We start from the raw sequence: 26,259 nt of genomic DNA, 5'->3' as shown, positions 1-26,259 counted from the left end.
TCGTCGCGCCGGTTCGGTGACCGCAGGGGGTGGTGCGGTCACCGTCGGTCGACTTTTTCCCGCGCGGTGGTGGTGTTTGCGCAGGTGGCGGGCACGGCGAAAATCCGGGGAAAAAAATCCCCGCCGAGGGCGTGACAGAAACCGGCCGGTTGGGCTGAGAATAGCCACAGCCGACATCGAGGATCTTCTTCCTCCGGTGCCGGTCGTCACGTCCGTAACCTGCGGACACGTGACCGGTCCACGGTGAACCACCGGCGGGCCGCCGTCAGTCGGCACCCCCCCCGACTGTCCCTGTGGAGGCAGAACCCCCATGCGTCGAACCCCCCTGCTGAGCGGCCTCGCCACGGCCGCTCTCCTGGCCACCGCCGTCACGGTGCCCACCGCGGCCACCGCCGCCCCCGCCGGCCCCGCAGCCGACCCGTTCACCCGTGCGGTCGCCCAGCTCAAGGCCCACTCCGGTGCGGGCCTCGCCGCCGACGGGCAGACGTTCACCCCGCGCAACGTGGTGACCGACGCCGACGGCACCGAGCACGTCCGGCTCAACCGCTACTCCGACGGCCTGCCCGTCCTCGGCGGCGAGGTGGTCGTCCACCTCGGCAAGGGCGACTCCTGGCGCGGTGCCACCCACGGCCTCGCCAACGCCCCGCAGCGTTCCCCGAAGGCCAAGGTCAGCGAGGCCGCCGCCGGCAAGATCGCCTTCGCCGCGTCGACCGCCACCGGCCGCTCGGTCGCGGGCGCGCAGCTGGTCTTCGACGCCGGTGCGACCGCGACCGCCCTCGCCTACGAGGTGGTGGTGGCCGGCACCCACGCCGACGGCACCCCGAGCGAGCTGCACGTGCTGGTGGACGCCACCACCGGCGCGGTCCGCGACTCGTGGGAGGGCGTGCAGCGGGAGGGCACCGGCAACACCTTCCACTCCGGCTCGGTCTCGGTCGGCAGCACCCAGTCCGGCAGCACCTACCAGCTCGCCGACCCGGCCCGGGGCAACCACCGCACCTACGACCTCAACGGCCGGACCATCGGCACCGGCACCCTGGTCGCCAGCGCCACCAACGTCTTCGGCGACGGCACCCTGAACAACCGGCAGACCGCCGCCGCCGACGCCGCCTTCGGCGCGCAGAAGACCTGGGACTACTACAAGAGCGCGCACGGCCGCAACGGCATCCGCAACGACGGTGTCGGCGCGTACAGCCGGGTGCACTACAGCAGCAACTACGCCAACGCCTTCTGGCAGGACTCCTGCTTCTGCATGACCTACGGCGACGGCGGCTCCGGCTGGTACCCGCTGACCTCGCTGGACGTGGCCGGGCACGAGATGACCCACGGCGTCACCAGCAACACCGCCGGGCTGCGGTACAGCGGCGAGTCGGGCGGCCTCAACGAGGCCACCAGCGACATCTTCGGCACCCTGGTCGAGTTCTACGCGGCCAGCGCCAAGGACCCGGGCGACTACCTGATCGGCGAGAAGCTGCGCAGCACCGGCGCCCCGCTGCGCTACATGGACAAGCCCTCCAAGGACGGTAAGTCGGCGGACTGCTGGAGCAGCTCGGTCGGCGGCCTGGACGTGCACTACTCCTCGGGCGTGGCGAACCACTTCTTCTACCTGCTCGCGGTGGGTAGCGGCACCTCGTCGTACGGCACCAGCACGACCTGCAACGGCACCACTGTCGCCGGCATCGGCAACACCAAGGCCGGGGCGATCTGGTACCGGGCGCTGACCCGCTACATGACCTCCACCACCAACTACAAGGGCGCCCGGACGGCGAGCCTGTCGGCCGCGACCGACCTGTACGGCGCGACCAGCGCCGAGTACAAGGCCGTCGCCGCCGCCTGGGCGGGCGTGAGCGTCAGCTGACCCCCGGGGCCGGCGTCGACCCGCCGGCCCCGACGTCCTCGACCGCGGGGCGTGGGCACACCGACCGGGTGGCCCACGCCCCGCGCCGTGTCCGACGGGAGGGTGACGTCAGCCGACGGGCGCGGCCCCGGCGGTGCCGACGCCGGGCGTGTCGCGGGCGTACCGCAGCATGAGTACGCCGTCGGCGGCGGCCAGCGTGTGCCGCAGCGGCAGCGGGCGGGGCGGGCTGGCCGGGCCGGCCGTGATCCGTCCCGGGCCGGCCCCGGCCAGCAGCGGGGCGACGGTGACGCAGAGTTCGTCGACGAGGTCGGCGGCGGTGAGCGCGCCGAACAGGTGTGGGCCGCCCTCGCAGAGCAGTTGCCCCAGTCCCCGCTCGCGCAGCGCGGTCAGGCCGGCGGCGAGGTCGACGTCGTCCCGGCCGACCCGGACCAGGTCGACGACGTCGGTGAGGCCCGGGGGAGCGACGGCCGTCCCGGTGGTCAGCACGACCGGGCGCACCGGCGCGTCGGCGAACGCGGCCTGGGCCGGGTCGAGCCGCAGCGACCGGGAGACGACCGCCAGTGTCGGGTACTCGGCCAGGCCGTGCGCGCGTCGCCAGGCCCGGCGTTCCGGGCTGAGCCGCACCGCCTTGTAGCCCTCGTGGCGCAGCGTGCCGGCGGCCACCAGCAGCCCGTCGCACAGCATCCGCAGCAGGCCGAAGACCCGCTTGTCCGGTGCGCCGGAGAGGCCGGCGGAGTAGCCGTCCAGGGTGACCGCGCCGTCCGCGCTGGCCACGAAGTTGACCCGCAGCCGGGGGGTGTCGGCGCGGGCGTAGAGCGCGGTCAGTGCCGCGTCGTCCAACGGGCCGTCGGCGGGCGTGGGCCAGATCCGCCGGATCGGGATTCCGACGCTCATTCGCCGGCCGGACCGGTGACCGGAGGGGTGGGTGCGGGGGTACGGTGCTGGCAGTCGCACCACTTCCGGCCGGGGCAGTCGTCGTGCCGCCGCTGTCGGCACGCTCGGCAGATCATGCCGGCAGCCTATGCGGTGGGTGGAGGGGGCAGCATGTCACGTCAGATCTTCCAGCTGAAGGTGTCCCTCACCGGGGTGCGCCCGTCGGTCTGGCGGCGGGTGCTGGTCCCCGGCGGCTACACCCTCGACCGGCTGCACCGGGTGGTGCAGCATGCGATGGGCTGGCGGGACTGCCACCTGCACGCGTTCGAGATCGACGGGGTGCAGTACGGCGAACCGGACCCGGACGCCGAGCCGGTGGTGCACGACGAGCTGGACACCCGGCTGGACGCGGTGGCCGGCAAGGGCAGCCGGTTCGGCTACGTCTACGACTTCGGTGACTGGTGGGAGCACGAACTGGTGGTGGAGGACGTCCTCGCCGCCGACCCGGACGAGCGTTACCCGAGCTGCCCGCAGGGGGCGCGGGCCTGCCCGCCGGAGGGGGTCGGCGGCCCGGCCGGGCAGCTCCTGTTGCTGGCGGCGCTGGCCGATCCGCACCACCCGGAGCATGTCACGATGCGGGACTGGGCGGGCCCCGGGCACGACCCGACGGCGTTCGACGCCGGGCGGGCGACCACCCTGCTGCGCCGCTTCTGTTGATCGGCGTCTCCGCCGGGTCCATCACATGAGGCGGGGTAAACGCGATAGCTGGTAACGATCTGGGAACGCTCCCAACGGTCTATTGACACCCCCGACACCTCCCGGCAATCTCATGGGAGCGTTCCCAAGGGCGTGGCGCGGATCACCCGCGACCATCCCAGACCGACCGGCGATCACCGCCGGACCGGCCGGGACGTGCGACAGCACCCCCCCACCACACACCACCCAGCCTCACCATCGAAAAGGGGTCAGGATGAGCGTCACCACGCGGCGTAACCGGTTCGCGGTCGCCGCCCTGGCCGCAGTAACCGCCATCGGCGGTCTCGCGGCCTGCGGCAAGGACGACGAGCCGAAGGAGGCCGGCGGCAAGCCCAGCAAGCTGGTCGTCGACACCTTCGGTGAGTTCGGATACGACGAGATCGTCAAGCAGTACGAGAAGGACACCGGCATCAAGGTCGAGCTGCGCAAGACCGCGCAGCTCAACGAGTACCGGCCGAAGGTGGTCCGCGCGCTGGCCACCGGCAAGGGCGCCGCGGACGTGACCGCGCTCGAAGAGGGCATCCTCAACGAGTTCAAGACCAACCCCGCGAACTGGGCCGACCTGGCGCCGCTGATCGCCGACCACAGCAAGGAATACCTGCCGTGGAAGTGGGAGCTGGGCAAGGCGGCGGACGGGCGGCTGATCGGCCTGCCCACCGACGTCGGCAGCCTCGGCGTCTGCTACCGCAAGGACCTGTTCGCCGCGGCCGGTCTGCCGACCGAGCGGGACCAGGTGGCGGCGCTCTGGCCGGACTGGAACGCCTTCATCGAGACCGGCAAGAAGTACCGGGCGGCCACCAACAAGGGCCTGATCGACTCGGCCACCACCGCCGCCAGCGCGGTCATGGTGCAGCAGGGCGGTGACCTGTTCTACGACAAGGAGGACAACGTCATCGCCGACAAGAGCGCCGCGGTGAGGACGGCGTGGGACACCGCCGTCGCGATGTCCGACGCGAAGATCTCCGCGAAGAGCGCCACCTGGTCGCCCGAGTGGTCGGCCGGCTTCAAGCAGGGCACCTTCGCGGCCACCTTCTGCCCGTCGTGGATGCTCGGTATCGTCGCCGACAACTCCGGCCCGGAGAACAAGGGCAAGTGGGACCTGGCGCCGGTTCCCGGCGGCGCGGGCAACTGGGGCGGCTCCTGGCTGGCCGTGCCGGCCCAGAGCAAGTACCCCAAGGAGGCGGCCAAGCTCGCCGAGTACCTGACCAACGCGAAGAGCCAGGTCGAGGCGTTCAAGCTCAAGGGCCCGCTGCCGACCAACCTCGAGGCGCTGAAGAACCCGGAGTTCACCAGCTACACCAACGAGTACTTCAGCGGTGCGCCGACCGGCAAGATCTTCGGTGAGAGCGTCGAGAAGATCCAGCCGCTGCACCTCGGCCCGAAGCACCAGGCGATCAAGGAGAACGCGTTCGAGCCGGCCCTGCGCTCGTACGAGAACGGGCAGTCCCCCAAGGACAAGGCCTGGGAGCAGTTCCTCAAGGACGCCAAGACCCAGGGCGCCTTCTGATCACTGCACCACCACCGGCGGTGGCGTCCGGGCATGTCCCGGGCGCCACCAATGGCGTCCCCCCGTTCCACGTACCGCCCGCCTCACCGGCCCCGCCGGAGCCGGGAAAGGACCCCGCATGAGCCTCTCGGCCACGACGGCGCCGCCGTCGCCCAGCGCACCACCCCCCACACCTCCCCGGCGGCGCAGCCGGGCGATCACCCTGAACCGCCTCGACCTGAAGCTCTCGCCCTACCTCTACATCGCGCCGTTCTTCGTGATCTTCGGCATCTTCGGGTTCTACCCGATGCTGCGTACCGCGTGGATGTCGCTGCACGACTGGGACCTCATCGGCGACCACAGCTTCATCGGGTTCGACAACTACACCCGGCTGTTCACCGACGAGTACTTCTGGAACGCCACGATCAACACGTTCGGCATCTTCATCCTGTCGACGATCCCCCAGTTGCTCTTGGCGCTGTTCCTGGCCACCATGCTCAACCGCACCTTCCTGCGGGCCCGGACGCTGTTCCGGATGGCCATCTTCATGCCCAACGTGGTCTCCGTCGCCGCGGTGGCGATCGTCTTCGGGATGCTCTTCCAGCGCGACTTCGGTCTGATCAACTGGGTGCTCAGCCTGGTCGGCGTCGACGCGGTCGACTGGGACGCCCAGAAGTGGAGCTCCTGGACGGCCATCGCCTCCATGGTCAACTGGCGGTGGACCGGCTACAACACGCTGATCCTGCTGGCCGGCATGCAGGCCATCCCGAAGGACCTCTACGAGGCCGCCGCGATCGACGGCGCGAACCAGTGGAAGCAGTTCTGGCGGATCACCCTGCCGATGCTGACCCCCACCTTCGTCTTCGTGGTCACCCTGTCCACCATCGGTGGGCTCCAGCTCTTCACCGAGCCGCTGGTCTTCGGCAACGGCAACATCATCGGTGGCGACCAGCGCGAGTTCCAGACCCTGGCGATGTACATGTACGAGCTCGGTATCGAGAACCTCAGCTCCGCCGGCTACGGCGCAGCGGTGGCCTGGGCCATGTTCGTCATGATCGCCCTGGTCTCGCTGGTGAACTTCCTGCTCGTCCGCCGTTCGGTGAAGTGAGGACCGCGCCGTGAACAAGGCATCCCAGCGCCTCTGGCGCACCAGTCCGCTGCTCTACATCGCGCTCGTCGTCGCGGTGCTCTTCTCGGTCTACCCGTTCTACTACATGGTGGTCATCGCCACCCGTAGCCTCGACCAGATCAACGACGTTCCGCCGCCGTTCACCCCGGCCGGCGAGTTCGGCGCGAACTTCGGCCGGGTGCTCGACAACGACGCGGCGAACTTCCTCACCGGCCTGCTCAACTCGGTGATCGTCTCCGCGGTGGTGACCGTCTCGGTGGTGATCACCGGGTCGCTGGCCGGCTTCGCCTTCGCCAAGCTGCGGTTCCGGGGCCGCAACGCCCTGCTGCTGACGATCATCGTGACCATGATGATTCCGACCCAGCTCGGCCTGATCCCGCTCTGGGGCATGATCCAGGACCTCGGCTGGTACGACACCCTCTACGCGGTGACCGTGCCCTTCCTGGTCAGCGCCTTCGGCGTGTTCATGATGCGGCAGTACGCCATCCAGGCCATCTCCGACGAGCTGATCGAGGCGGGTCGGGTCGACGGCGCCAGCACCTTCCGGATCTTCTGGAACATCGTGCTGCCGGCGTTGCGCCCCGCCGCCGCCGTGCTCGGCCTGCTCACCTTCATGGAGACCTGGAACTCCTACCTCTGGCCGTACGCCGTGCTCACCCCGGAGAACCCGACCCTGCAGGTGTCGTTGGCATTCCTGTCCTACGCCTACTACACCGACTACTCGCAGGTGTTCGCCGCGACCGCCATCGGCACCGTGCCCCTGGTGATCGTGTTCATCGTGTTCGGCCGCCAGATCATCGGCGGCATCATGGAAGGCGCCGTCAAGTCGTGAGCAACCCGACCCACCCGCCCGCTGTCGGCGTACTCGACCAGGGGCCGGAACTGACCTTCCCGCCCGGCTTCCTGTGGGGCGCGGCGACCGCCGCGTACCAGATCGAGGGGGCCGCCGCCGAGGGCGGCCGGACCCCGTCGATCTGGGACACGTTCAGTCACACCGAAGGGCGGGTGGTCTCCGGGCACACCGGGGACGTGGCCTGCGACCACTACCACCGGATGCCCGACGACGTCCGGTTGATGGCCGAGCTGGGCCTGAAGTCGTACCGGTTCTCGGTCTCCTGGCCGCGGGTGCAGCCCGGCGGCACCGGCGGCGCCAACCAGGAGGGCCTGGACTTCTACCGGCGGCTGGTCGACGAGCTGCTGGCCAACGGCATCGAGCCGTGGCTCACCCTCTACCACTGGGACCTGCCCCAGCCGTTGGAGGACGCGGGCGGCTGGCCGGCCCGGGACACCGCCGGTCGGTTCGCCGACTACGCGTCCCTGCTCGCGGACGCCGTCGGCGACCGGGTCAAGTACTGGACCACGCTCAACGAGCCGTGGTGCTCGGCGTTCCTCGGCTACGGCTCCGGGGCGCACGCCCCCGGGCGGTCCGACGGGGCGGACTCGGTCCGGGCCGGGCACCACCTCATGCTCGGTCACGGGCTCGCCGTGCAGGCCCTGCGGGCGAAGCTGCCGCAGGCCCAGCTCGGCGTCACGGTCAACCTCTACCCGGTGACCCCGGCCAGCGACGCCCCGGGCGACGTCGACGCCGCCCGCCGGATCGACGGGTTGGCCAACCGGTTCTTCCTCGACCCGCTGCTGCGTGGGTCGTACCCGGCGGACCTGACCGCCGACCTGGCCGAGGTGACCGATTTCGGACACGTCCGCGACGGCGACCTGGAGATCATCTCCACTCCGCTGGACCTGGTCGGGATCAACTACTACAGCCGGCACGTGGTGGCCGCGCCGGTCGCCGGCGAGGAGCCGGAGAAGTACTGGCGGGCGCCGTCCTGCTGGCCGGGCAGCGAGGACGTGCGGTTCGTCACCCGGGGTGTCCCGGTCACCGACATGGACTGGGAGATCGACGCCCCGGGCCTGGTGGAGACGCTGCGGCGGGTCCACGAGGAGTACACCGACCTGCCGCTCTACGTCACCGAGAACGGCTCGGCGTTCGTCGACACCGTGCAGGACGGTCGGGTCGACGACGTCGACCGGTTGGCCTACTTCGACGCCCACCTGCGGGCCTCGCACGAGGCGATCGAGGCCGGGGTGCCCCTGCGGGGCTACTTCGCGTGGTCGCTGATGGATAATTTCGAGTGGGCCTGGGGTTACACCAAGCGCTTCGGGATGATCTGGATCGACTACGACACCCAGGCCCGTATCCCCAAGTCCAGCGCCAGGTGGTACGCCGAGGTGATCCGACGCAACGGTCTGGCCGCACAATAGGCAGAGGCCAGCCAGCATTCCGGACGGCCCCGCCGCGCCGCCCGCCCCCGGGGGCGGCCGGCGGGGACCGTCCGACGTCGGAGGAGCAGACGATGACAACGCAACGCACCCGGTCACTCGGGCGCCCGACCCTCGACGCGGTCGCCGCCCGCGCGGGTGTCGGGCGGGGCACGGTCTCCCGGGTGGTCAACGGCTCACCCCAGGTCAGCCCGGAGGCCCGGGCCGCCGTCCAACAGGCCATCGCCGAACTGGGGTACGTCCCGAACCGGGCGGCACGGGCACTGGTCACCCAGCGGACCGACTCGGTGGCCCTGGTGGTCTCCGAGTCGGGGGAGCGGGTCTTCACCGAGCCGTTCTTCGCCGGCATCGTCCGGGGTGTCAGCTCCGGCCTGCTGGAGACGCCGCTGCAACTCTGGCTCGCCATGGTGCAGTCCCCGATCGAACGGGAACGGGTCGAGAACCACCTGACCAACCAGCACGTCGACGGGGTCCTGCTGCTGTCGCTGCACGACTCCGACCCGCTGCCCACCCTGCTGGAGGAGCGCGACCTGCCCACCGTGCTCGGCGGTCGGCCGGCCCGGATGCTGCGCCCGGGTGCGCGGCCGTCCTGGTTCGTCGACGTCGACAACGTCGGTGGCGCCCGCAACGCGGTGCAGCACCTGGCCCGGCAGGGACGCCGTCGGATCGCCACCATCGCCGGCCCGCAGGACATGGGCGCCGGCCTCGCCCGGCTGGTCGGCTACCGGGAGGCGGTGGAGTCCACCGTCGGGATGCTCGACCCCCGCATGATCGCCTACGGGGACTTCAGCGAGGGTAGCGGCGCGGCGTGCATGCGCCGGCTGCTGGAGGCCTGCCCCGAGCTGGACGCGGTCTTCGTCGCCTCCGACCTGATGGCGTTCGGCGCGCTGCGGACGCTGCGCGAGTCGGGCCGACGGGTGCCCGAGGACGTGGCGATCATCGGGTTCGACGACTCGCCTGTCGCCCAGCAGGCCGACCCGCCGTTGACCACGGTCTTCCAGCCGGTGGAGGAGATGGGCCGGCAGATGGCCCGGCTGCTGGTGGCCCGCATCCGGGGCGACGAGATCCCCACCCCGCACATCCTGCTGGACACCGAACTCATCCAGCGTGCCTCCACCTGAAGCGCTTCGACACCTCCGACCTCCACCTCCGGCCCTCAGCCGGGTGACCCGACGCGCCGGTGGCGTCGGTTCAGGCCAGCGGCTCAGGCTCAGGACCAGCGGCGCAGTTCCCGCTTGGCCAGGGACGCGCGGTGCACCTCGTCCGGGCCGTCGGCGAGCCGCAGGGTGCGGGCCTGGGCCCAGAGACCGGCGAGCGGGGTGTCCTGACTGACCCCGGCGCCGCCGTACCCCTGGATCGCCTTGTCGATCACCCACTCGGCCATCGCCGGAGTAGCGATCTTGATGGCCTGGATCTCGGTGTGCGCACCCTTGTTGCCGACGGTGTCCATCAGCCAGGCGGTCTTGAGCACCAGCAGCCGGGCCTGCTCGATCCGGACCCGGGATTCGGCGATCCACTCCCGGACCACGCCCTGCTCGGCGAGCGGCCGACCGAACGCGATCCGCTCGTTGGCCCGCCGGCAGAGCAGCTCCAGGGCCCGCTCGGCCATCCCGACCAGGCGCATGCAGTGGTGGATGCGGCCCGGCCCGAGCCGGGCCTGGGCGATGGCGAACCCGCCCCCCTCGGCGCCGACCAGGTTCTCCACCGGCACCCGGACGTCGACGAAGTCGATCTCGGCGTGCCCGCCGTGCGGGGCGTCGGTGTAGCCGAAGACCGTCATGCCCCGGCGGACGTGCACGCCCGGGGTGTCCCGGGGCACCAGCACCATGCTCTGCTGGCGGTGCCGGTCGGCGTCCGGGTCGGTCTTACCCATCACGATGAACAGCTCGCACCGGGGGTCCATCGCCCCGGACGACCACCACTTGCGCCCGTTGACCACGTAGTGGTCGCCGTCGCGGACGATCCGGGTGGCGATGTTGGTGGCGTCGGAGGAGGCCACCTCGGGCTCGGTCATGCAGAACGCCGAGCGGATCTCACCGGCCAGCAGCGGGGCGAGCCACCTGTCGCGCTGCGCCCCGGTGCCGAACTCGGCGAGCAGCTCCATGTTGCCGGTGTCCGGGGCGGCGCAGTTGACCGCCTCGGGGGCCAGGTGCGGGCTGCGCCCGGTCAGCTCGGCGAGCGGGGCGTACTGGAGGTTGGTCAGCCCGGCGCCGTAGCGCGGATCGGGCAGGAAGAGGTTCCACAGGCCGCGCCGTCGCGCCTCGACCTTCAGCTCGTCGAGCACCGGGGACCGCGACCACGGGTCACCCGCCGCGACGACCTGCGCGGCGTGCACCGCCTCGGCCGGCAGGACGCACTCGTCCAGGAACGCGCCGAGCCGCTCCCGCAGCTCGACGGTACGGGCGTCGTAACCGAAGTCCATCAGTTCCCCCTGACCGCGCGCAGACCGTGCTCCACCAGGGGCGTCACCATGTCGCCGATCCGGTCGAACCCACCGCCGAGGGTCTGCCCCAGGGTGTGCCGGTAGTGGATGCCCTCGCAGATCACCGCGAGCTTGAAACAGCCCAGGGCCAGGTGCCAGTGCAGCGGCCCCACGTCGACGCCGCTGCGGCCGGCGTACCGGGCGATCAGCTCGCCGCCGGTGGGGAAGCCGGCGCGCGGGCCGAGCCCGTCGGCGACCGGGTTGCCCTCGGCGAGGTCGCTGTCGCCGAGCACGTCCCAGTACGTCAGCAGCAGCCCGAGGTCGGCCAGCGGATCGCCCAGGGTGGCCATCTCCCAGTCCAGCACCGCCCGGACGGACACCGGGTCGACCGTGGTGAGCAGGTTGTCCAGCCGGTAGTCGCCGTGCACGATCCGGCCGGCGTTCACCCCCTCGGGCACCGAGGCGGCCAGCGCGTCGCGTAGCTCGTCCACCCCGGGCAGCTCCCGGCTGCGGGACCGGTCGAGCTGGCCGGCCCAGCGTCGTACCTGCCGGCCGAGGTAGCCCTCCGGACGGCCGAAGTCGGCCAGCCCCACCTCGGCCGGGTCGACGGTGTGCAGGGCGGCGAGGGTGTCCATCATCGCCCAGGCCAGGTCGCGGCGTTGCCCGTCGGTGAGCGGGTCGGTCTGGGCCCGGGTGCGCAGCACCTCGCCCGGCACCCGGTGCATCAGGTAGAAGGGCGCCCCGATCACCGCCGGGTCGACGCAGAGCAGCACCACCCCGGGCACCGGCACGGCGGTCGGCGCGAGCGCGGCGATCACCCGGTGCTCGCGGGCCATGTCGTGCGCGGTGGCCAGCACGTGGCCCAGCGGCGGGCGGCGCAGCACCAGCTCGCGCCCGCCGCAGTGCAGCAGGTAGGTCAGGTTGGACTTGCCGCCGGCGATCAGGCTGGCCCGCAGCGGCCCGTCGGCCACCAGCTCCGGCCGGTGGGTGGCCAGCCACCCGGCCAGCCGGTCGAGATCCAGCCCGGGTGGCGTCCGGTCGCCGGGGGCTCCGCCGTCGTGGGACGCGTCGACGGCCGGCTCGGTCATCCGCATAGTTGATGGCAGGTCAGCCGGGTTGTCAAGGTCAGCGATTTTCCGCCCGGGACATGCCACGGCAACAGGGGCGAAATGGTCAACCGGCAGGCTGGGGACCAGCCTGCCGGCCGTGTGCGGTCGGCCCGCCGAGCGGAGGGACAGACATGTTGCTGAGAGTTCGGGTGACCCTGCCGGACCGACCCGGGACACTCGGCCAGGTGGCCCGCACGCTCGGCGTCTCCGGGGCGGACATCGTCCAGGTCGTGGTGCTGGAGCGGCTCGGCGGCCGGGCGGTGGACGACTTCACCGTGGTCTGGCCCGGCGCCGCCCGGGTCGAGGGGCTGCTCGCGGGGCTGGCCGCCATTCCCGGGGTGCGCGTCGACGGGGTGTGGCGGGCGATCGGCGCGCCGACCACCACCGGTCAGGACGCCGAGTTGCTCGCCCAGGTGGCGGCGAACCCCACCGACGGGGTGGCCACCCTGGTCGACGCGGTGCCCGGGTTGCTCGCGGCGGACTGGGCGGTGGCGGCCGTCGTGCCGGTGGACTGGGCCTCGCGGGCCGGCGCGGGGACGGCGACCGTCGGGCACGCCAGCTGGCGCGCGCCCGAGCCGCCCCGGCTGCCCGAGGTGACCCCGCTGCGGGCCCGCACGTTGACCATGGCCGACGGCACGCACTACGCGATCGCGCCGTTCGGCCGGGCCGGGCTGGTGCTGGTGGTCGCCCGGGACCACACCGAGCCGCTGACCGCCGCCGGGTTCCACGCCACCGAGGTGGACCGGCTCGCCCAGCTCGTCCGGGCCAGCGCGGTGATCCTCGGCGACCGGCTCGACATGGTCGGCCCGCAGTCGGTGACCACCGTCACCTGACCTGGGCGAACGGTTGCCGGTGCGACACCGCCGGGCAACGCCACGGCAACAGGCCGCGGGCAGGCTTCGTGGTGGGGAAGGGAGTGGACATGGCGCTGTGGCGGGTTCGCGCGACCGTGGACGACCGGCCGGGATACCTGTCGGTCCTCACCGCGAGTCTCGCGTTGCGGGGGGTCAACATCCTCACCGTGCAGGTGCACACCACCGAGGTCGGCGCGGTGGACGACTTCCTCGTCGACGCGCCGGACACCCTCGACGAGGCGGATCTGATCGCCGCCGTCGAGCGGGGCCGGGGCCGGGACTGCTGGGTCGCCCGCAGCGAGGCGCGGGGCCTGGCCGACCAGCCGACCCGGGTGCTCGGGCTGGCCACCCGGCTGGTCGGTGACCCGGAACTGGCAGGTGAGGTGCTGCGGGCCACGCTCGGCGCGGACGAGGTGACCTGGCGTCCGACGGCTGCCGGGGGGCACGACGCGGTGGGCACCACGACCATGCTGCTGACCGACCCGACCGGCGGCTCGTACGAACTGCGCCGGCAGGCGCCCAGCTTCACCCCGGCCGAGTACGCGCGGGCGCAGGCGCTCGTCGAGTTGGCGGCGGCGGTGGCCCGGCGGGAGGCCGACCGGGTGGTCCTGGTGCTGCCCGACGGGGCGGAGCTGACCGTCCGGCCGGCGACCGCCGACGACCTGGCGGGCGTGGTCGACCTGCACGAGCGCTGCTCGGCGCAGAGTCGACAGCGGCGCTACCTGAGCGGGGCTGCGCTGCCCTCGCCGGCCCGGCTGCGCCGGTTGCTGGAACCCGCCCGGGGGCTGACCCTGGTGGCCACGACGACCGGCTCCGGCGGGGCGGCGGAGTCGGTCGTCGCACTGGCCAACCTGCTCGGCGAGGGCGACGAGGCGGAGGCGGCGCTGCTGGTCCGGGACGACTGGCAGCGGCGGGGGCTGGGCACCGGGCTGCTGCGCCGGCTGCTCGCCCACGCCGAGCGGGCCGGGTTCGCGGCGCTGGTCCTGCACACCCAGGCGGAGAACACGCCGATGGTGCGTACGGTGGCCCGGCTGGGCCGGTTCGCGCCGATCGAGCGGGACGGCAGCCTGCTCACCGTGACGGTCGCGCTGTCCGCCCGGGTGGGCGACGGCCCGGTCGCCGACGGGACCGGTCGGCCCGGCGCGGCCGTGATCGGTCCCCGCCGGACGAGCACGACCGGCGGGATCTGCTGACCGCCGGGCACCGCTCATCGAGACGACCCGTGTGGCACCGGGCGGGGGCTTCCTTCCGGTGCGTGGCCGAACTCCGATGCGGAGAACGGTGTACAGGCAGGGCCCCCGGTGCGGGGGCCCTGCCCATGTCCGGGCCGGTTCCGGGTCGCCAGTCGGGGCCTGCCGCGCCCCGGGGCCGCCGCCTCCCGGTCGGTGGGCGCACGGTCGGTGGGTGTTTCGGCCGGCGGGGTGGCGCTCAGCCGAAGAAGACGCCGGCCCGACGGTGCCCCGAGACGCAGAACCGGTTGCCCTCGGTGTCGGCGAGGACGACGTACGGCAGTTGGCCTGGCTCCGGCTCGGCGGGGTAGTGCGGCCAGTCGACCCGTTCGGCGCCCAGACCGCACAGCCGGTCGACCTCGTCGTCGAGGTCCCGGTCGCCCGCGTGCAGGTCGAGGTGGATGCGGGGGAGGTCCGACACCGGGCTGACGCTGACGTCCATCGCCAGCGGCACCCCGGCGACGCCGGACGGCGGTTCCAGCACGATCCACCCGTCCCCCGGGTAGCGGGGTGGCCGGCGGACGTAGCCGAGGGCCTCGGCCCAGAACCGGCCGGCGCGGCGGTCGTCGCTCACCCCGAGTGACACCTGTTCGATCATCGACATCGATCCAGGCTAGTCCGGTCGGGCGGCGGTGTCCGGGGAGCTTCTTCCGGTGTCGTCGGGGTTGGCCCCTTCACAAACCGATGACCGAACGATTACATTGGCGCACATCCATGGGAGCGCTCCCGCGACTCCCTCGGTCCTCTCACCACCACCCGCCTCCGGCGACGCCCACCACCCGCGACGCCCCCGTCCCCGCGTCCGGTGGGCGTCGCCGGAGGCACCATCGACAGGAGTTCCGCATGCAGCACCCGAACCGGCCCGGCCGGTCGGGCGCGGGCCGGCCCCGGCTCCGCCGCCTGCTCGCCGCCGGTGCCGCCCTGGCCAGCGGTCTGACTCTCGCCATCAGCGCGGTCCCGCTCACCGCCGGGGCCGCTCCCACCGCTGCCGGGCGCGCCGAGGCCGCCGGCACCGGCATGTTCAACTACCCCGAGGCGCTGCAGAAGTCGCTGCTGTTCTACGAGGCGCAGCAGTCCGGCAAGAAGCCGTCCTGGAACCGGGTCTCCTGGCGGGGCGACTCCGCGCTCACCGACGGGGCGGACGTCGGCGTGGACCTCACCGGCGGCTGGTACGACGCCGGCGACCACGTGAAGTTCGGCTTCCCGATGGCGTTCAGCGCCACCATGCTCGCCTGGGGCGCGGTCGAGTACCGCGACGGGTACGTCGCGTCAGGCCAGCTCACTCCGCTGCTGAACAACCTGCGCTTCGTCAACGACTACTTCATCAAGGCGCACCCCTCGGCCAACGTGCTCTACGGGCAGGTCGGCAAGGGCGACGACGACCACAAGTGGTGGGGCCCGGCCGAGGTGCTGCCGATGGCGCGGCCCGCGTACAAGATCGATGCGAGCTGTGGCGGCGCGGACCTGGCGGGGGAGACGGCGGCGGCGATGGCCGCGTCGTCGATGGTGTTCCGGCCCACCGACGCCGCCTACGCCGACAAGCTGCTCACCCACGCCAAGCAGCTCTACACGTTCGCCGACACGGTGCGTAAGAGCTACCACGAGTGCATCACCGACGCGACGAGCTTCTACAAGTCGTGGAGCGGCTACCAGGACGAACTCGTCTGGGGTGCGATCTGGCTGCACCGGGCCACCGGTGACGCCGCCTACCTGGCCAAGGCCGAGAGCGAGTACGACAAGCTCGGCACCGAGCCGCAGTCCACCACCCGGTCCTACAAGTGGACGATCGCCTGGGACAACAAGCAGTTCGGGGCGTACGTGCTGCTGGCCAACCTGACCGGCAAGCAGAAGTACGTCGACGACGCCAACCGGTGGCTCGACTACTGGACGGTGGGCGTCAACGGCCAGAAGGTGCCCTACTCGCCCGGTGGGATGGCCGTCCTCGACTCCTGGGGTGCGCTGCGGTACGCCGCCAACACCAGCTTCGCGGCGCTGGTCTACAGCGACAAGACCACCGACGCCACCCGCAAGGCCCGGTTCCACGACTTCGCCGTCCGGCAGATCAACTACGCGCTCGGCGACAACCCGCGCAAGTCCAGCTACGTGATCGGGTTCGGTGCCAACGCGCCGAAGAACCCGCACCACCGCACCGCCCACGGTTCCTGGTGGGACAGCCAGACGGTGCCGGTCGAGACCCGGCACGTGCTCTACGGCGCGCTGGTCGGCGGCCCGTCCTCGGCCAACGACGCCTACACCGACAGCCGGTCCGACTACGTGATGAACGAGGTCGCCACCGACTACAACGCCGGTTTCACCTCCGCCCTGGCCCGGCTCTCCCAGGAGTACGGCGGCACCCCGCTCGCCAACTTCCCCATTGCCGAGCAGCCGGACATCCCCGAGCTGACCGTGGAGACCACGGTGATGCAGGCCGAGCCCCGGGCCACCGGGCTCAAGGCGATCATCTACAACAAGTCGGCGTTCCCGGCGCGGGCGCTGACCAACGGGAAGTTCCGCTACTACTTCCGCCCCGAGGGCAGCACCGCCGTGCAGGTCACCCCCGGCTACACCCAGGGTTGCCCGTCGCCGTCGACCGCCAAGCAGCTCTCCGGCGACATCTGGTACGTCGAGGTGGACTGCACCGGTCAGACGATCGCCCCGGCCGGGCAGTCGCAGCACCGGATGGAGGTGCAGTTCAAGATCGGCGTACCGGAGGGCGGCACCTGGGACCCGACCAACGACCCGTCGTACCAGGCCACCGCCGGACCGAACCCGAAGGTGCCGCTGTACGCCGGGACCACCCGGGTCTGGGGTGACGAGCCGACCTCGACGCCCACCGACACCACCCCGCCCACCGTCCCCGGCACCCCCGTCGCCTCGGCGATCACGCCCACCGGCATGACGCTGACCTGGCCCGCGTCCACCGACACCGGTGGGAGCGGCCTGGCCGGCTACGACGTCGCCATGGAGCCGGTCGGCAGCGACGTGCGCTCCACCTTCCGCACCACCACCAACAGTCTGACCCTGACCACGCTCTCGCCCGCCAGCAACTACCGGTTCTCGGTCCTGGCCCGCGACGGCGCCGGCAACAGCTCGTTGTGGTCGTCGGCGCTCGCGGTGGCCACCCCGGCGGGCACCGGTTCGGACACCAGCGGGCCGACCCCGCCCGGCACCCCGACCGCGTCGAACATCGGCGCGACCGGGCTCACCCTGAGCTGGACGCCGTCCACCGACAACGTCGGGGTCACCGGTTACCGGGTCTACAAGACGTCCTGGCCGGCCCATCTCGTCGTCGCCACGAGCACCGGCACCACCGCCCAGGTGACCGGGCTGACGCCGGACACCTCGTACGGGTTCTACGTGGTGGCGGTGGACGCCGCCGGCAACCCGTCCACCCCGTCGAAGACGCTCACCGTGCAGACCCTGCCGGGCACCTCGACGCCGACCCCGACGCCGACCTCCACCCCGACGCCCACCCCGACCCCGACCACGCCCGCCTCGTCGTGCAAGGTCGGTTACACCACCACCGACTGGACCAACGGCTTCACCGCCAGCATCAGCATCACCAACACCGGTACGACCGCGCTCAACGGTTGGAGCCTGGCCTTCACCTTCCCGACCAGCGGTCAGAAGGTCAGCCAGGGTTGGTCGGCGACGTTCGCCCAGACGGGGGCGGCGGTGACCGCGACCAGCATGACCTACAACGGGGCGTTGGCCCCCGGTGCGTCCACCAGCATCGGGTTCAACGGCACCCACACCGGCGGCAACCCGAAGCCGACGAGCTTCACGCTCAACGGGGCCACCTGCACGGTCTCCTGAGCATCGACGTGACGTGGCCGGCACCGCACCTGCGGTGACCGGCCACGTGGCGTCGGACCAGACCGGGCCAAAAATGTTCCGAAACTTTTCCGAAACACCTTTGTTCCGGCCGGTGCAGGATGGAAACATCGACGCTACTAGATTTAACAACCGAAGACGCCCGGCCGTCCCGCCCCGACGGCCCGGGTGTTGGCCAGCAAGGAGGCCACGATGGCAACAGGTCCATCCGTCCACCACGACGGCGGCCGGCGACGGCGATCGCCCGCCGTCCGGGCGCTGCTCGCCGGCGCGGTCGGCGTCGTGACGGTGGTATCCGCCGCGGTGATGATGCCGTCGGCGAACGCCGCCGCGAGCACGCTGGGCGCGGCCGCCGCGCAGTCGGGCCGGTACTTCGGCACGGCCATTGCGGCCGGCCGGCTCGGCGACTCGACGTACAGCACGATCGCCGGCCGCGAGTTCAACATGATCACGGCCGAGAACGAGATGAAGCCGGAAGCGACGCAGCCCCAGCGGGGCCAGTTCAACTTCAGCTCCGGTGACCAGATCTACAACTGGGCGACCCAGCGCGGCCTGAAGGTCCGGGGGCACACCCTGGCCTGGCACGCGCAGCAGCCGCCGTGGATGCAGAGCCTGAGCGGCAGCAACCTGCGCCAGGCGATGATCGACCACATCAACGGCGTGATGGGCCACTACAAGGGCAAGCTCGCCGCGTGGGACGTGGTCAACGAGGCGTTCAACGAGGACGGCAGCCGCCGGTCGTCGAACCTGCAGGGCACCGGCAACGACTGGATCGAGGTGGCGTTCCGCACCGCGCGCGCCGCCGACCCGTCGGTGAAGCTCTGCTACAACGACTACAACATCGAGAACTGGTCGTACGGCAAGACGCAGGGCGTCTACCGCATGATCCAGGACTTCAAGTCCCGGGGCGTGCCGATCGACTGCGTCGGCCTGCAGACCCACTTCACCGGGGGCAGCTCGCTGCCGAGCAACTTCCAGACCACGCTGTCCAGCTTCGCCGCCCTCGGCGTGGACGTGGCGCTGACCGAGGTCGACGTCACGAACTCCTCCACCACCCAGTACGCCGGGCTGACCCAGGCGTGCCTGAACGTGCCGCGCTGCATCGGCATCACCGTGTGGGGCGTGCGCGACAGCGACTCCTGGCGCTCCAACGAGAACCCGCTGCTGTTCGACGGCGGCGGCAACAAGAAGGCCGCGTACAACTCGGTCCTCAACGCGCTCAACGCGGCACCCCCGACCTCCGGGCCGACCACGGGCCCGCCCACCACGCCCCCGCCCACCACGACCCCGCCGCCGAGCGGCGGCGCCGGACGGATCGTCGGCGTGGCGTCGAACCGGTGCATCGACGTGCCGAACTCCACCCAGACCAACGGCACCCGGGTGCAGCTCTACGACTGCAACAGCCAGTCCAACCAGCAGTGGACGTACACCGCCAACAAGCAGCTGCGGGTCTACGGCACCAAGTGCCTGGACGCGAACGGCGCGGCCACCGCCAACGGCACCGGGATCATCATCTGGGACTGCAACAGCGGGGCCAACCAGCAGTGGAACATCAACTCCAACGGCACCATCAGCGGCGTGCAGTCCGGCCGCTGCCTGGACGTCTGGGGCACCGGCAACGGCCAGCAGGTCCAGCTGTACGACTGCCACGGGCAGACCAACCAGCAGTGGCGCACCGACTTCGGTGGCAGCAACCCGCCCACCACCGCGCCGCCGACCACCCCGCCGCCGACGACCACGCCGCCCCCGGGTGGTGGCTGCGCGCTCCCGTCGACCTACCGGTGGTCGTCGACCGGCGCGCTGACCAGCCCGAAGAACGGCTGGGTCTCGCTCAAGGACTTCACCAACGTCGTCTACAACGGCAAGCACCTGGTCTACGGCTCGTACGTCAACAGCAGCGGCCAGTACAGCTCGATGAACTTCGGCACGTTCACCAACTGGTCGGACATGGCCTCGGCCAGCCAGAACGGCATGAGCCAGGGCACCGTCGCGCCCACCCTGCTCTACTTCGCCCCGAAGAACATCTGGGTGCTGGCGTACCAGTGGGGACCGACCTCGTTCAGCTACAAGACGTCGAGCGACCCGACCAACGCCAACGGCTGGTCCTCGGCGCAGACGCTGTCCACCGCCACCCTCCCGGACGCCCCGTACGGGGTGATCGACCAGACCCTCATCGGTGACGACCAGAACATGTACCTGTTCTTCGCCGGGGACAACGGCAAGATCTACCGGTCGAGCATGCCGCTGGGGAACTTCCCGGGCAGCTTCGGTTCGAGCTATACGACGGTCATGACCGACTCGACCAACAACCTGTTCGAGGGCGTCGAGGTCTACAAGGTGGCGGGCCAGAACCAGTACCTGATGCTCGTCGAGGCGATCGGGAGCCAGGGGCAGCGCTACTTCCGGTCGTTCACGTCCAGCAGCCTGGGCGGCTCGTGGACCCCGCAGGCCACCAGCGAGAGCAACCCCTTCGCCGGCAAGGCCAACAGCGGTGCCACGTGGACCAACGACATCAGCCACGGTGACCTGGTCCGCACCAACCCCGACCAGACCAAGACCGTCGACGCCTGCAACCTGCAGTTGCTCTACCAGGGCAAGGACCCGAACGCGAACACCGACTACAACCTGCTGCCGTGGCGGCCGGGTGTCCTCACCCTCCAGCGCTGAGGCACACCTTCGCACGCTGCACAACCGGGGCGTGCCCGGCACCTGAGGGTGCCGGGCACGCCCGCCCGTTTCAGCCGGCCAGCTCCTCCGCGAGCAGGTCCATCAGCAGCGCGTCGTGCCAGCGCCCGTCCGCGCCCCGCTCGTACCGCCGCATGACGCCCACCGGACGGAACCCCACCTTCGCGTACGCCCGGATCGCCGCCGTGTTCGCCGCCGCCGGATCGACGGTGAACCGGTGGTGGCCGTACTCGTCGACCAGGTGCCGGACCAGGGTGCGGATCGCGTCCCCGCCCAGCCCGGTGCCGCGTACCGCCGGGTCGAGGAAGACGTCCAGGCTGACGTGGCGGTAGTCCGGGTCGGTCTCGGCGTACCACTGGATCGCCCCGACCAGCCGGCCGGCGTCCTCGATGGCGTAGACCGCCAGCGTGTCGTCGGCCAGGTCGGCCCGCACCGACGCGGCCAGGTCGTCGTCGCCGCGCCACCAGCGGCGCACCTCCGGGGTGGCCCGGATCGCGGCCAGGGCGGGCACGTCCGCCTCCGCCATCGGCCGCAGCGTGACCGTCCGCCCCCGCAGCACGCCGTCAGCCCCGGATCTCGCCGTGCTCGACGCAGACCGCCGCCCAGCCGACCGGCAGCACCTGCACCTTCATCCGCCGTCGGCAGTGCCCGCAGTAGCGCGGGGGCTCCAGCACGCGGGCCGCCGCGCAGCCCGGGTGCGGGCCCGCCGTGGCGTCCGCACCACAGCGGTCGCACCAGGTCGCGGCCGACGTCAGCACGGCGGAGCCCGCCGTACGACCGTCGGTGATCGGGTCACCCGCGTCGGTCATCATCACCTCACAGGGTGGCGGAGAGCGCCTTGACCGGCATCTTCAGCTCGTCGAGCAGCTTCAGGTCGTCGGTCGCCGGCCGCCCCAGCGTGGTCAGGTAGTTGCCGACGATCACCGCGTTGATCCCGCCGAGCAGGCCGTCGCGGGTGCCCAGGTCACCGAGGGTGATCTCCCGGCCGCCCGCGTACCGCAGGATGGTGCGCGGCATGGCCAGCCGGAACGCGGCGATGGCCCGCAGCGCGTCCTTACCCTCCACCACCGGACGGTCGCCCAGCGGCGTGCCCGGACGCGGGTTGAGGAAGTTCAGCGGCACCTCGTGCGGGTCCAGCTCGGCGAGCTGCGCGGCGAACTCGGCGCGCTGCTCCACGGTCTCGCCGAGGCCGAGGATGCCACCGCAGCAGACCTCCATGCCCGATTCGCGGACCATCCGCAGGGTCTCCCAGCGCTCCTCCCACGAGTGCGTGGTGACCACGTTCGGGAAGTACGAGCGGCAGGTCTCCAGGTTGTGGTTGTAGCGGTGCACGCCCATCTCGACCAGGTCGTCGACCTGCTCCTGGCTGAGCATGCCCAGCGACGCGGCGACCTGGATGTCGACCTCCGCGCGGATCGCGGCGACCCCCTCGCGCATCTGCTTCATCAGCCGGTCGTCGGGGCCGCGCACGGCGGCCACGATGCAGAACTCGCTCGCCCCGGTCGCCGCCGTCTGCTTCGCCGCCTCCACCAGCGACGGGATGTCCAGCCACACCGACCGGACCGGCGAGGTGAACAGGCCGGACTGCGAGCAGAAGTGGCAGTCCTCCGGGCAGCCGCCGGTCTTCAGCGAGACGATCCCCTCGACCTCGACCTCCGGACCACACCAGCGCATCCGCACCTCGTGGGCGAGCTGGAGGGCGGCGGTGAGGTGCTCGTCGGGCAGGGTCAGCACCGCGAGGACACCGGCCTGGTCGAGGCCGACGCCGTCGCCCAGCACCTGGGTCCGGGCCTGGTCGAGGATCTCTGGCATGGCTCGTACCCTACAAGGCCGGTGCGGGCCGGGAAACGCCCGAGCCGACGGCCCCCGGCCACCCCGGCCGCCCCTTCCGCGTGGCGGTGCGGCGGGCCCGCCGCCACGCCGGTGCCGGCCCGGCGGATGGTAATTTCGCCCGGCGGCGGCAACGCCGTCACCCACCGGCACGGGCCGGTCGTCCCCGGGCGGCAGACGCCCGGCGGACGGGCGGGAGGCAGGTCGGACGACGGACGGAGGCGGTGACCGGTGGCGGATTGGCTGGCAGCGCTGGACCGTCGCGCCGCGCTGCGGGCGAAGGCGGGGCTCACCCGTACCCTGCGCCCCCGCGCCGCCGGTGACCCGGACGTCGATCTGGCCGGCAACGACTACCTGGGCCTTTCCACCCACCCCGAGGTGGTGGCCGCCGCCGGCCGGGCCCTGTCCGGGTACGGGCTGGGCGCCACCGGCTCCCGGCTGGTCCGGGGCTCCACCGACGTCCACCACGCGCTCGAGGACGACCTGGCCGACTGGCTCGGCGTCGACCGGGCACTCGTCTTCTCCTCCGGCTACCTGGCCAACCTGGCGGCCGTCCGGGGCCTGGTGCAGCCGCGTACCCTGCTCGTCTCCGACGCCCACAACCACGCCTCGCTGATCGACGGCTGCCGGATCTCCGGCGCGGAGACGGTGGTCACCGCGCACGCCGACGTCGACGCGGTGGCCGCCGCGCTCGCCGCCGCGCCGGGCCGCCCGGCGGTGGTGGTCACCGAGTCGGTGTTCTCCGTCGACGGCGACCTCGCGCCGCTGGCCGCGCTGCACGCGGTGGCCCGGCGGCACGGCGCGCTGCTGCTGATCGACGACGCGCACGGGCTCGGCGTCACCGGCCCGGCCGGTGCCGGCGCGGTGGCCGCCGCCGGGCTCGCCGGCGCGCCGGACGTGGTGGTCACCGCGACCCTGTCCAAGGCGCTCGGCGGTGCCGGTGGGGTGGTCGCCGGCCCGGCCGAGTTCGTCAGGCACCTGGTGGAGACCGGGCGGACCTTCATCTTCGACACCGCGCCGCCGCCGGCCGTCGCCGCCGGGGTACGCGCCGCCGTGGCGCTGGCCCGCGCCGCCGACGACCTGCGCGCCGAACTGGCCGACCGGGCCGGCTACGCGGTACGCCGCCTCGGCGCGGCCGGGCTGCCGGTGTCCACCCCCGACGCCGCCGTGGTGTCGGTGACCGCACCCGGCCCGGAGGCCGCCACCGCCTGGGCGGCCGACTGCCGGGCCCGGGGCGTCGCGGTCGGCTGTTTCCGCCCACCGTCCACCCCGGACCACCGCTCCCGCCTTCGGCTGACCCTCTCCACCGGGGTCACCCGGGCGGATTTCGAACACGCCCTGGAGACCATCGTGGAGTGCGCCCCGCAGTCGCGAACCGAGGTGGTTCTGTGAGCGTGAGGAGTGAGCCGGGTTTGCGAGCCCCGCAGTCGCGAACCGAGGTGGTCCTGTGAGCGTGAGGAGTGAGCCGGGTTTGCGAGCCCCGCAGTCGCGAACCGAGGTGGTCCTGCCTTGAGTGGGTGGAAGGGTGCGGTGCTGGTCACCGGGACCGACACCGAGGTCGGCAAGACGGTGGTGACAGCGGCGATCACGGCCGCCGCGCAGGCCGCCGGCCTGCGGGTCGCGGTGGTCAAGCCGGGCCAGTCGGGGACGGCCACCGGCGAGCCCGGCGACGTGGACGCGGTGACCCGGCTGGCCGCCCCGCTGACCGGTCGTACCCTGGCCAGCTACCCCGACCCGTTGGCCCCGCTGGCCGCCGCCCGGGTGGCCGAGCTGGAGCCGTTGGAGCTGTACACGGCCGTCGACGCGATCCGCGCGGAGGTCGACAAGCACGACCTGGTGCTCGTCGAGGGGGCCGGGGGACTGCTGGTGCCGATGGGGCTGCGTCCGTCGGGCGAGGCGTGGACCGTCGCCGACCTGGCGGTGTCGCTGGGCGCCCCGGCGGTGGTGGTGGCCCGGGCCGGGTTGGGCACCCTCAACCACACCGCGCTCACCCTGGAGGCCCTGGAGCGCCGGGCCGTGCCCGCCGGGGTGGTGATCGGTGCGTGGCCGGCGGAGCCGCAGCTGGTGCACTGGGCGAACCTGACGGAGCTGGTGCCGAACCTGCTCGGCGCGCTGCCGGCGGGGGCCGGGGCGATGGACCCGGGGGTGTTCCGCCGGTCCGCCCCGGGCTGGCTCACCCCCGACCTGTACGGGGTGCTCGACGACTGGCGCACCTGGGCCGAGGACGCCGGCTGAACACCTGACCGGCGCTGCCGGTGCTCTCACTCGGCGGCCGGGACCGGCCTGGGTCGGTCGTCCTGCGCCGGCCGTGGGGCGACGACCTGCACGCCGACGTCGGCGTCGCGGTTCTGCGCCTCGATCCAGGTGTCCAGGGCGGTCCGGCAGGCGTGGTCGACGTGCCGCAGGCCGCCGAGGTCCAGCCGTACCCGCCGGTCGTCGGGCAGGGCGTCGAGCGTGGCGAGGATGGTGGGCAGCCGCAGGAACGTGGCGTTGCCGGTGATCGCCACCTGCACCGGGTCGACGTCGTCGTGCACGACGACCCGCACGTGGGAGGTCTCCCAGGCGGTCTTGACCACGGCCAGCCCGAGGCCGAGGAGCACACCGGTGAACAGGTCGGTGCCGAGGATCGCCGCGGCGGTCACCACCAGCACCACCGCCTCGCCCCGGTGCTGCCGCCACAGCTCGGGCAGGGCCCGCCACGGCAGCAGCTTGCACCCCGCGTGCACCAGCACGGCGGCCAGCGCGGGCATCGGGATCAACCCGACCAGCCCGGGTACGGCGGCGACGAAGAGCAGCAGCCACCCGCCGTGCAGCACCCGGGACGCCTTCGTCCGCGCGCCGGCCCGTACGTTGGCGGAGCTGCGCACGATGACGGCGGTCATCGGCAGCGCGCCGAGCAGCCCGCAGACCGTGTTGCCGGTGCCCTGGGCGACGAGTTCCCGGTCGAAGTCGGTCCGGGGGCCCTGGTGCATCCGGTCGACGGCCGCCGCGCTGAACAGACTCTCCGCCGAGGCGACCAGGGCGAACGTGACGATGGTGGCGAGCATCCCCGGGTCGGTGAGGGCCGTCCAGTGTCCGAGTGACGGGGTGAGCGCGGCGAGTATCCCCTCCACCGTGATCGTGTCCACGGGCAGCCGCAGGGCGGCGCTCGCCGCCGCGGCGGCGACCACGGCGACCAGCGCGCCGGGGACCAGGCCCGGCCGGCCGGGCAGCCGGTCCCACAGCAGCATGACCGCGAGCGTGGCGAGGCCGAGGGCGAGTGACACCCGCGCCGTGCCGGAGCCGGTCAGCTCGCCGGCCAGGGCGGGTAGCCCGGTGAATCCGGCGAGCCCGGTCGGTGGCGTGTCCGCCCCGGCCAGCACGTGCAGCTGTCCGGCGACCAGCAGCAGGCCGATCCCGGTGAGCATGCCGTGCACCACGGCCACCGAGATGGCCCGGAACCACCGGCCGAGCCGCAACAGTCCCAGTCCGATCTGGAGCAGGCCGGCGACCAGCACGATGGTGCCGAGGCCGGCCAGGCCGTACCGTTCCACGGCCTCGGCGACGAGCACGGTCAGTCCGGCGGCGGGCCCGCTCACCTGGAGGCTGCTGCCCGGCATCACCCCCACCACCAGCCCACCGACCACCCCGGTCACCAGCCCGAGTTCGACGGGCACCCCGGAGGCGACCGCGATCCCGACGCACAGCGGCAACGCCACCAGGAACACCACGAGCGACGCCGGGACGTCCCGCCGCCACTCTCCCCACCTCACCGCCCCCCACCACCCGACGCCACCCCACCCGTGCACGCCACCCCGTCCCGTGCCACCCCACCCGCTCCGGTGATCAAGAGGTTCGCGTCAACGTTGATCTCCGAACTGACTCGAACCTCTTGATCAACCTGGCAGGGCGGGGGGAGCGGGAAGGGCGGGGGGAGT

At 72.2% G+C, this 26,259-nt stretch carries 21 protein-coding genes; 13 read left to right on the top strand and 8 right to left on the bottom strand.

What is annotated here, in order from left to right:
• Positions 1-310 precede the first annotated feature (310 nt).
• Positions 311-1,855, top strand: a complete 1,545-nt coding sequence (locus tag ACN265_RS22795) for a M4 family metallopeptidase (RefSeq protein ID WP_204924028.1) — start codon at positions 311-313, stop codon at positions 1,853-1,855.
• A gap of 108 nt (positions 1,856-1,963) precedes the next feature.
• Here ACN265_RS22795 and ACN265_RS22790 read toward each other — a convergent pair whose 3' ends face one another.
• Positions 1,964-2,749, bottom strand: a complete 786-nt coding sequence (locus tag ACN265_RS22790) for a pyrimidine reductase family protein (RefSeq protein WP_421409395.1) — start codon at positions 2,747-2,749, stop codon at positions 1,964-1,966.
• 150 nt (positions 2,750-2,899) lie between these two features.
• Between ACN265_RS22790 and ACN265_RS22785 the strand changes: the two genes are divergently transcribed.
• The 6 genes from ACN265_RS22785 to ACN265_RS22760 all read left to right on the top strand — a co-directional run bounded on the left by ACN265_RS22785 (position 2,900) and on the right by ACN265_RS22760 (position 9,500).
• A complete protein-coding gene (locus ACN265_RS22785) occupies positions 2,900-3,445 on the top strand; it encodes a plasmid pRiA4b ORF-3 family protein (RefSeq protein ID WP_204924030.1) in 546 nt (181 codons plus the stop codon).
• Between the two features lie 253 nt (positions 3,446-3,698).
• The gene (locus tag ACN265_RS22780) at positions 3,699-4,991 is read left to right on the top strand and encodes an ABC transporter substrate-binding protein (RefSeq protein WP_204924031.1); all 1,293 of its coding nucleotides are present in this window, start codon (positions 3,699-3,701) and stop codon (positions 4,989-4,991) included.
• Between the two features lie 118 nt (positions 4,992-5,109).
• On the top strand, positions 5,110-6,078 hold the full coding sequence (locus tag ACN265_RS22775; protein WP_204924032.1) for a carbohydrate ABC transporter permease: 969 nt from the start codon (positions 5,110-5,112) through the stop codon (positions 6,076-6,078).
• Between the two features lie 10 nt (positions 6,079-6,088).
• Positions 6,089-6,931: a carbohydrate ABC transporter permease gene (locus tag ACN265_RS22770; protein WP_204924033.1), complete on the top strand. Its 843-nt coding sequence runs from the start codon at positions 6,089-6,091 to the stop codon at positions 6,929-6,931.
• Entirely contained in the window at positions 6,928-8,361 is a 1,434-nt protein-coding gene (locus ACN265_RS22765) for a GH1 family beta-glucosidase (RefSeq protein ID WP_421409390.1), read from the top strand. Before ACN265_RS22770 ends, ACN265_RS22765 begins: the two co-directional genes overlap by 4 nt.
• A 92-nt stretch (positions 8,362-8,453) precedes the next feature.
• The gene (locus tag ACN265_RS22760; protein WP_088645450.1) at positions 8,454-9,500 is read left to right on the top strand and encodes a LacI family DNA-binding transcriptional regulator; all 1,047 of its coding nucleotides are present in this window, start codon (positions 8,454-8,456) and stop codon (positions 9,498-9,500) included.
• An 89-nt stretch (positions 9,501-9,589) separates the two neighbouring features.
• On the opposite strand, the gene ACN265_RS22755 is transcribed toward ACN265_RS22760, so the two are convergent.
• Both ACN265_RS22755 and ACN265_RS22750 read right to left on the bottom strand, forming a co-directional pair.
• Positions 9,590-10,801 carry an acyl-CoA dehydrogenase family protein gene (locus ACN265_RS22755; protein WP_421409387.1) on the bottom strand — a complete coding sequence of 404 codons (1,212 nt, stop codon included), beginning with the start codon at positions 10,799-10,801 and terminating at the stop codon, positions 9,590-9,592.
• Positions 10,801-11,889 (bottom strand): phosphotransferase family protein, encoded by a 1,089-nt coding sequence (locus ACN265_RS22750; RefSeq protein WP_421409385.1) that lies wholly within the window; start codon positions 11,887-11,889, stop codon positions 10,801-10,803. The genes ACN265_RS22755 and ACN265_RS22750 overlap by 1 nt, the downstream gene beginning before the upstream one ends.
• A 152-nt stretch (positions 11,890-12,041) precedes the next feature.
• On the opposite strand from ACN265_RS22750, the gene ACN265_RS22745 reads away from it, so the two are divergent.
• Both ACN265_RS22745 and ACN265_RS22740 read left to right on the top strand, forming a co-directional pair.
• The gene (locus ACN265_RS22745; protein ID WP_204924037.1) at positions 12,042-12,743 is read left to right on the top strand and encodes an amino acid-binding protein; all 702 of its coding nucleotides are present in this window, start codon (positions 12,042-12,044) and stop codon (positions 12,741-12,743) included.
• An 89-nt stretch (positions 12,744-12,832) separates the two neighbouring features.
• On the top strand, positions 12,833-13,957 hold the full coding sequence (locus tag ACN265_RS22740) for a GNAT family N-acetyltransferase (protein WP_421409382.1): 1,125 nt from the start codon (positions 12,833-12,835) through the stop codon (positions 13,955-13,957).
• A 235-nt stretch (positions 13,958-14,192) separates the two neighbouring features.
• Here ACN265_RS22740 and ACN265_RS22735 read toward each other — a convergent pair whose 3' ends face one another.
• Entirely contained in the window at positions 14,193-14,597 is a 405-nt protein-coding gene (locus ACN265_RS22735; protein WP_421409381.1) for a VOC family protein, read from the bottom strand.
• A 239-nt stretch (positions 14,598-14,836) separates the two neighbouring features.
• Between ACN265_RS22735 and ACN265_RS22730 the strand changes: the two genes are divergently transcribed.
• The gene (locus ACN265_RS22730) at positions 14,837-17,809 is read left to right on the top strand and encodes a glycoside hydrolase family 9 protein (protein WP_421409379.1); all 2,973 of its coding nucleotides are present in this window, start codon (positions 14,837-14,839) and stop codon (positions 17,807-17,809) included.
• Positions 17,810-18,019: 210 nt separating this feature from the next.
• Positions 18,020-20,494, top strand: coding sequence for a non-reducing end alpha-L-arabinofuranosidase family hydrolase (locus ACN265_RS22725; RefSeq protein ID WP_420116205.1), 2,475 nt, complete (start codon positions 18,020-18,022; stop codon positions 20,492-20,494).
• 70 nt (positions 20,495-20,564) lie between these two features.
• On the opposite strand, the gene ACN265_RS22720 is transcribed toward ACN265_RS22725, so the two are convergent.
• Genes ACN265_RS22720 through bioB form a run of 3 tightly spaced genes read right to left on the bottom strand, consistent with a single transcriptional unit; the run spans position 20,565 to position 22,324 of the window.
• A complete protein-coding gene (locus ACN265_RS22720; RefSeq protein WP_204924041.1) occupies positions 20,565-21,071 on the bottom strand; it encodes a GNAT family N-acetyltransferase in 507 nt (168 codons plus the stop codon).
• A 4-nt stretch (positions 21,072-21,075) separates the two neighbouring features.
• A complete protein-coding gene (locus ACN265_RS22715; RefSeq protein WP_420119729.1) occupies positions 21,076-21,324 on the bottom strand; it encodes a hypothetical protein in 249 nt (82 codons plus the stop codon).
• Positions 21,325-21,328: 4 nt separating this feature from the next.
• Positions 21,329-22,324, bottom strand: coding sequence for a biotin synthase BioB (bioB, locus tag ACN265_RS22710; RefSeq protein WP_088645442.1), 996 nt, complete (start codon positions 22,322-22,324; stop codon positions 21,329-21,331).
• A 249-nt stretch (positions 22,325-22,573) separates the two neighbouring features.
• Here bioB and ACN265_RS22705 point away from each other — a divergent pair, with 249 nt between their 5' ends.
• Positions 22,574-23,734, top strand: coding sequence for an 8-amino-7-oxononanoate synthase (locus ACN265_RS22705; RefSeq protein ID WP_357928151.1), 1,161 nt, complete (start codon positions 22,574-22,576; stop codon positions 23,732-23,734).
• Positions 23,735-23,872: 138 nt separating this feature from the next.
• Positions 23,873-24,577, top strand: a complete 705-nt coding sequence (gene bioD, locus ACN265_RS22700) for a dethiobiotin synthase (RefSeq protein ID WP_204924168.1) — start codon at positions 23,873-23,875, stop codon at positions 24,575-24,577.
• A 26-nt stretch (positions 24,578-24,603) separates the two neighbouring features.
• Here bioD and ACN265_RS22695 read toward each other — a convergent pair whose 3' ends face one another.
• Positions 24,604-26,094, bottom strand: coding sequence for a SulP family inorganic anion transporter (locus ACN265_RS22695; protein WP_204924043.1), 1,491 nt, complete (start codon positions 26,092-26,094; stop codon positions 24,604-24,606).
• Between the last annotated feature and the right edge of the window lie 165 nt (positions 26,095-26,259).

The organism is Micromonospora sp. WMMD730, from assembly GCF_049178955.1.
Classification (GTDB): domain Bacteria; phylum Actinomycetota; class Actinomycetes; order Mycobacteriales; family Micromonosporaceae; genus Micromonospora; species Micromonospora wenchangensis.
This window is presented reverse-complemented; position numbering and strand designations above follow the sequence as displayed.